General features: G+C 34.9%; 7 protein-coding genes. 1 reads left to right on the forward strand and 6 read right to left on the reverse strand.

Annotated features, from left to right (window positions below; translation table 11 throughout):
- Window positions 1–431 precede the first annotated feature (431 nt).
- The 6 genes from ACEN33_RS11420 to acpP all read right to left on the reverse strand — a co-directional run bounded on the left by ACEN33_RS11420 (window position 432) and on the right by acpP (window position 6,830).
- Entirely contained in the window at window positions 432–2,213 is a 1,782-nt protein-coding gene (locus tag ACEN33_RS11420; RefSeq protein ID WP_407090246.1) for an oligopeptide ABC transporter substrate-binding protein, read from the reverse strand.
- Window positions 2,214–2,579: 366 nt separating this feature from the next.
- Window positions 2,580–3,434: an ABC transporter permease gene (locus ACEN33_RS11425; RefSeq protein ID WP_407090268.1), complete on the reverse strand. Its 855-nt coding sequence runs from the start codon at window positions 3,432–3,434 to the stop codon at window positions 2,580–2,582.
- A gap of 124 nt (window positions 3,435–3,558) precedes the next feature.
- Window positions 3,559–4,521, reverse strand: a complete 963-nt coding sequence (gene opp4B / locus ACEN33_RS11430; RefSeq protein WP_407090245.1) for an oligopeptide ABC transporter permease — start codon at window positions 4,519–4,521, stop codon at window positions 3,559–3,561.
- Between the two features lie 4 nt (window positions 4,522–4,525).
- The gene (locus tag ACEN33_RS11435) at window positions 4,526–5,485 is read right to left on the reverse strand and encodes an ATP-binding cassette domain-containing protein (protein ID WP_407090244.1); all 960 of its coding nucleotides are present in this window, start codon (window positions 5,483–5,485) and stop codon (window positions 4,526–4,528) included.
- A complete protein-coding gene (locus ACEN33_RS11440) occupies window positions 5,485–6,498 on the reverse strand; it encodes an ABC transporter ATP-binding protein (protein ID WP_407090243.1) in 1,014 nt (337 codons plus the stop codon). Before ACEN33_RS11440 ends, ACEN33_RS11435 begins: the two co-directional genes overlap by 1 nt.
- 92 nt (window positions 6,499–6,590) lie before the next feature.
- A complete protein-coding gene (gene acpP, locus ACEN33_RS11445) occupies window positions 6,591–6,830 on the reverse strand; it encodes an acyl carrier protein (protein ID WP_338489167.1) in 240 nt (79 codons plus the stop codon).
- 183 nt (window positions 6,831–7,013) lie between these two features.
- Here acpP and ACEN33_RS11450 point away from each other — a divergent pair.
- Window positions 7,014–7,503 (forward strand): IS30 family transposase (locus ACEN33_RS11450; RefSeq protein ID WP_407095145.1); only part of this gene is annotated, 490 nt, incomplete at its 3' end.

Below are 7,503 nucleotides of genomic sequence, written 5' to 3' on the forward strand. Positions count from 1 at the left end.
TGAGACTAAAAAGTTTTTCTTTAGCTTAGAAAATCGATTAAAATATTTTAATTTCGATAAAGTGATCCAAAATTGAAAAATAACGACTAGAATAACTCAATATTTAAAAGTATGAATTATTCAGGAATATATTAACCGTTTTAGATTAGATTATCAAGTATATTTTTAATTTTATTTTAATTTTATTAGATAAAAATACATAAATCGCTTCAGGATAATCTTTAAAGGCGTTTTATAATTTTTAAATATTATATTATATTGTTCTTTGAATTTCTCGGTAGCGCTTTATATGGTTTTATAAATAAAAATATTTTTTAAATCTAATAACTTGATGATGATAAATTAATGTTAAAGCTTATTTTATCATTATTATATTCGTATAAAAAAAGCACCCAGCTGGGTGCTTTCAAATACGATGTTAAATTTTTAGCTTATTCAGCAGTTGGTTCTTCAGATAGTAAGTAGATATCTGACCATTTCAAGTCCGAACCAATTTGAGTATCCCATTGGCTTACACGGTTATTAACAGCTGTTAATGTGTAGCGGAATAATGTTGGGATTGTTGGAACTTCTTCAATCATATATTCTTGCCAGTCATAGAATGCTTGTTGACGGAATTCTTCATCAAAGGATTCTTCTGATTCAATGGCTGCTAACAATTCATCATTTTCTTCTGTTGCCCAACGTGTGAAGTTAAATGGTGCAGAACGACCAAATAAACCACTTTGGTTTGGATCTCCACCAACACCGAAAGCAGCTTGAAATACATCGATGGCTGGATCGTCTGCTTCAATACGTTCGTAGAATGAATTAAATTCCATTAATTGTCCATCAACGAGTTCAACGTTAATACCGATTTGTTGCCAAGATTGGATGTAATATTGAGCAATCGGCTCAGCCGTTTCTCCACCGGACATTGAAGCGAAACCTAATGTAAATGGTTCTCCATTAGGGTCTTCAACAAAGCCGTCACCATCGTTATCTACAAAGCCTGCATCAGCAAGTAATTGTTGAGAACGTTCTGGATCAAATGTATATCCCTCTTGTTCAGCATTATGATACTCTGTAAAGTTTGGTGTAATATGTGAATTAGCGTTTTGGCGTAATCCATAATAGAATTGAGTTGCAATTGCGTTATTATCAATCGCATAAGCCATTGCTTGACGTAATGTTTTATTTGATGTGACACGTTCTGGTTCTGGTACAACTTCGCCGTTCTCTTCATCCCATGTCCCTTGTTTGAACCCGATATAAGTAATAGCGTTCTCTAAGAATCCAACAGGAGTAAAGTTCGTTGCATCAGCATATGTTTCATATTGGTCAGCTGGTAATGAAGCAATATCATAGTTTCCAGCTTTTAATTCAGATACGATTGTAGAAGAATTTACTACTTCAATAACCATTTCATCGATGTTAGGACGTCCATCATAATACTCGTCAAATGCAGTTAAAGTTACCGCTTCACCTGGTGTGATCGATTCTACTTTAAATGGTCCGAAACCAACTGGGTTTTTACGAACATATTCGCTATCTTCCAATTCAGCCACTGGTACTTCACCTAGTAGATGTTCTGGTTCGATATAATTAGAAACACCACCACCAGCTTGAAGCATTGAGTTATTAAATGTATTATACGTTACTGTTAACGTGTAATCATCCACTCGTTCAAGACCTGAAATTTCTTCAGCATCTCCATTGTGGTACTCTTCCATACCAGCAACGTTTTGGAAATCTGATCCGTAACGAATTCCAGTATAATCAGGATTACCAATAACGTAGTATGGGAAGATTACGTCATCAATTGTAATTTCTTCACCATCATGCCATGTATGTCCTTCTGGAATAGTAATCGTTACTTGGCTGTTCTCTGGATCCATTTCGATATCAGCAAATCCTGAATTATCAATAGTGAAGTTCTCATCATATCCATAAAGTCCTGGATTAAAGAAATTAATAATTTCACTATCTGGTTGACCAGTGTATAATAAGTTGTTAAGAACTCCAGAAAATGTACTATCTGATACTAAAGCGTAATTTAAAGTACCACCTTCGATAGGTTCACCTTCATTTTGTACTAAAGTATCAAACTCTAATACCCCATCTTCTCCTTCTTCTTGAGCTGAGACTAACTGCGTCGTAGGCCCAACTAAAGTCGAAGCAAATGTCATAGCTAAAGTTGTTAGCGAAACATATTTTTTAATCGATTTTTTCATTAAAATCCTCCTATAAAATGATTTCCCTAGCATTAGAATAAATAAAAAAAATTATACAGTTTTAATGCAAGCGGTATAGTACATTTTAAATCATTATCGCTTTAATATCTATAGTTTCAGGTTATTCTTATTGGTTTTTAATCATTTTAATTATAATGCAATTTAATAAAACTTTTATAATATAGACTTCATTATTCCTATACACTTTCCATATTTTTTCTATTAAATGAATGGATTTATATATATATAAAAATTTTAATATATAAGTTAAGTTTCATCAAATTTTACACATAACATTAGAAAAAAACTCATAAAAAAAACCGAGCGACGCATCGCTCGGTTCTAAAAAATAGTATTTGTAACTGTTTATCCAAGACGTTGTTTTGAATCAGCCACACGTTGGAATGCTTGTCCCATATAGTTAATACTTAACATTAGTGCTAAGATTACTCCAACAGCGGGAAGCCATACCCATACTTTGTTTTGAATAACATCTGGGTTGTTCGCCGCAGCGATTAAAGTACCTAAACTTGGTGTTTCAGATGGTAAACCGAAGCCTAAGAAAGTTAGACCTGTCTCAATACCGATATTACCTGAAAGACCTAACGTTAAGCTTGTAATGATTAATGAACTTAAGTTCGGCATTAACTCTAGATACATAATTTTCCAATCCGGTGTTCCCATCGTTTTAGAAGCACTTATATAATCTTTAGACGCCTCACTTAAAGCGGATGTACGGAACAATCGAACTCCTCCGGCCCAACCTAATGCTGATAGAATAGCAATCAGTGACCACAAATCGAATCGACGAACAATTGTTACAATGACAATGATTAATACTATTGGCGGTAAAATAATAATGAAGTCGACAATACGCATCATAATATCTTCTACGAATCCACCATAGTAACCAGCAATAATTCCTAAAGCAATACTTATAATTGATGTAATAATAGTTACGGCAAAACCAATAAATATACTATTACGTGTACCGATAATTAAGAGTGAGAGAACATCACGTCCACCCTCTTCAGCTCCAAGAATAAAACCGTTCTCACCTGGTTTAGCATATCGACTAAATAAGTCAACTTTAGTTGCTGCATCATGATCCACAATCATCGCACCAATAAATGCGATTAAAATGATTGTAATGAATACAAATAATGCAACAATGGCTGCCTTATCTTTGACAAATTCTCTTCGAATGACTTCGAATCCCATCGGAGGTAATGCTTCGCCTTCAGCTTGAGCTACCTCTAACGATTGATCTAAAGCTTCTTCATTGATTATTTGGTCTTCTTTGTTATATTGTTTTTCTTCTTTATCCATGAAACATTCCTCCTTTCTAGTTGATTCGGATTCTTGGGTCAACAAATATCATAATAATATCTGATATTAATGTTCCCAATAAAGTCATAATACCGAATAACAGTACAAGTGTCGTCATAACTGTAAAGTCACGTCCAGTGATCGATGTAATAAATAGTTGTCCCATACCTTGGTAAGTAAAGATTTGCTCTGTAATTACTGATCCTGAAATTAATCCAGTTAAAGTATAACCCATACTTTGCGCAATTGGTAACATTGAGTTTCTGAAGATATGACGACTATAAATCTTATTCATCGGTACACCTTTTGAACGAGCTGTACGTACGTAATCTTGAGATTTAGCATCTACAACTCCGGTTCTTAAGTACTGGATGATACCCGTTGTACTTAAAATACCCATTGTAAAGGCAGGAAGAATCATATGATAAATTCTAGATCCAATATATTCTAAAGTCCCAGGTTGAACACCAGAACCTACTGTACCACGAGTTGGGAACCAACCTAATGTATAACCGAATAACCAGATAAATAATAGACCTAATACGAAAGTCGGTACTGAATATGTTACAAAGTTATAAACGTTAACGGTACGATCAAAGAAAGAATTTTGGAATCGACCAGATAATAAACCTAAAGGTAAGGCAATTGCATAAGTAATAATTACAGTTAATAGTGATAGCCATAATGTTGGTCCGATACGTTGGCTAATAATTTGAGCTACTGGCATACGGTGTGCCCAACTACGACCGAAGTCTCCTTGTAATGCGCCGCCCATCCAATCAATATATCTTTCTGGCCATGATTTATTTAAACCTAATTGTGCACGCATTGCTTCAATTTGATCAGCAGAAATAGTTGGATCCACTAACCCAGTCAGTGCATCCCCGGGCATCATTGCACCTAGAACAAATACAATAATACTAAGGATAAACACTTGGGGTATCATGAGAACAACACGTCTTAATATTGTTTTCCACATAGTATTAAGCGCCCCCTTCTAAAGTCGAAGATACTTCTTTTAAAGCAACTGAGTGAGTATCAGAGACTGCTTTTAAATCATATACTCGACCATTTTCACTAAAGTATTTTGATTGGTTTTCTTGATATATCTTTTCAACGCGTAAACGGTTATTCTTATGCTCATCACGATTGTTAGGATCGATTTGAGGAATAGCCGAAAGTAAACGACGCGTATAGATATGTTGAGGATCTTCATAGATATCCTCTTTATTTCCATACTCTGTGAAGCGCCCGCGATACATAATCGCAATTTCATCACACATGTGTTTTACTACACCTAAATCATGTGATATAAATAAATAACTGACGTTATATTCTTCTTGAATTCTCTTCATGAAGTTAAGAACTTGAGCTTGAACTGATAAATCTAGTGCTGATACAGGCTCATCTGCGATAATTAATTTAGGATTAATTGCCACAGCTCTTGCTACACCGATACGCTGTCTTTGTCCACCAGAGAATTGATGCGGATATTTAGTTAAAGCATCCTCTGTTAAACCAACAATATCTAAAAGTTCCATCATACGACGACGTTCTTCATCTGGTGTCATATTCGTAAAGTTACGAATAGGCTCAGCTAAAACGTCAACGATTCTTTTTTTAGGATTAAAACTTGACATAGCGTCTTGGAATATCATCTGAACATTCTGACGATAGTCTGAGCGGCGTTTACGAGCTTCTTTTGAAACATCTTTACCGTTATAGTAAATCTCACCCGAAGTAATCTTTTCTAATCCAACAATAGCTTTACCAATTGTTGATTTACCAGATCCAGATTCCCCGACTAGACCGTAAGTTTTACCTTCTTCGAATGATAAGTCTACACCATCAACTGCATATACATAATCTGTGACTCTGTTAAGGAAGCCACTACGTATTGGATAATGTACTTTTAAATCTTTTATCTCTATTAATCCAGACATTATTCAACCTCCTCAGGGAAGTAGAAGTTTTCACGACAAGTACAACGTACCCAATGACCTTCTGCTACTTCGTGTAATTCAGGATTATGCTCATGTTCCTCTTCATTAATCCAAGGAATTCGGTGAGCAAAACGACATCCTGTTCTTGGTAGATTTGTGATTGACGGAACTACACCTTGAATAACATGTAGTTCTCCTGATTCTTCATCCACTAAATCGTTAGATTGTGGAATTGATCTTAATAATGATCTTGTGTATGGATGTTTAGGATTATTAAATAATTCTTCCACTGTTGCGATTTCCACAAACTCACCTGCGTACATTACAGCTACTCGGTCAGCCGTTTCAGCAACTACTCCTAAATCATGGGTAATTAAGATAATTCCTGACTCTGTTTCTTCTTGAATTTCATTTAATAAATCAAGAATCTGTGCTTGAATCGTAACGTCTAAAGCTGTTGTTGGCTCATCAGCGATGATGATACCTGGTTTACATGCTAAAGCAATGGCAATAATAACACGTTGTCTCATACCACCTGAAAGTTCATGTGGATATTGTTTAGCCATACGTTTTGGATTGGCAATTCCCACTTGATCTAATAATTCGAGGATACGATTATGACGTTCCTTTTTATTTAATTTAGTATGATAATATAATGGCTCTTCAATTTGTGCTTCAATCGTCATTAACGGGTTTAATGAAGCTAATGGATCTTGGAAAATCATTCCAATCTCATCACCACGAATTTTTAGATATTCTTTCTCAGACATGTTTAAAATGTTTTTGCCTTTATAGTTAATTTCTCCTGTTTGTTTTGAATTTTTTGGATCATGAAGACCTACAATCGCAGTTGCGAGTGTACTTTTACCAGAACCAGATTCTCCAACGATTGCTAATTTTTCATTCTTAGATAATGTTAATGACACACCATCTACAGCATTATAGTAATCATCTTTAACACGGAATCCAATTTCTACGTCTTTCATTTCCAATATTTTCTTGTTACTTTCCATAATTTCCCTCCGGTGTCCTTTATAAAAAAATAAAAACCCTACTTATTGAAAAACAAGCAGCGTTGTTTTTTTATATATTGCTAAAGATAGAACTATTTTAATTCATCGATGTATCTTACTGCATCACCTACTGTAGATAATTCTTCTATTCTTTCGTCATCGAACTGGATATTGAATTGATCTTCTAATTCCATAACAAGTTCCACAACGTCTAATGAATCAGCTCCAAGGTCTTCAAATGTCATTTCTGCATTTACTTTATCTTCTTGAACACCGAAACGATCTACAATCATTTCTCTTACAGTATTTAAAGTGTTTTGATTTTCACTCAATTGATACACCTCCGTTCATTATAACAAATTTTCATTCTATAACATGATACAAATAATCATCTCATTTGTCTATCATTTTTTCTAATTGATGAATTGTAAAATTAAGTGCGACAAATAAAGAAACCCATAACAGGTTCGTGTAAAATGTTAGTAATGACAAAAACATAAACACGGAGGTCTGTTATGAGCTACACACATCTTACCATAGAGGAACGTTCAAAAATAGAAATACTCTATCAAGAAGGCTATAAAATTAATCGCATTGCTCAATTAATCGGGCGCCATCGGTCAACGATTTATCGAGAACTTAAACGATGCCCTTCAGATCAATACCAAGCTCAGGATACCCATGAAGGTGCCAATCAACGTGCACGTCTTAAGGGTAGAAATCCTAAGTACACGGTCGAGCTACTTAAAGACATTCAAGATAAATTAGAACGTACATGGTCACCTGAACAAATTGTTGGACGAGATTATCAGGGGAAAATTTCCTTTAAATCCATCTATAACTGGATTTACCAAGATATCTTAAAGGTGCCCCTAACGGTCTTAAGACACAAAGGAAAAAGTCGAGAGCCTCAAGAAACGCGAGGAAAGTTTAATATCGGCACTCCCATCTCAAAACGCCCCAAATCTGTGAAGAATCGAAAAGAGTTCGGGCATTGGGAACTCG

Origin of the sequence: Ruoffia sp. FAM 24228, from assembly GCF_045528575.1 — a bacterium.
Lineage (GTDB): Bacteria > Bacillota > Bacilli > Lactobacillales > Aerococcaceae > Ruoffia > Ruoffia halotolerans.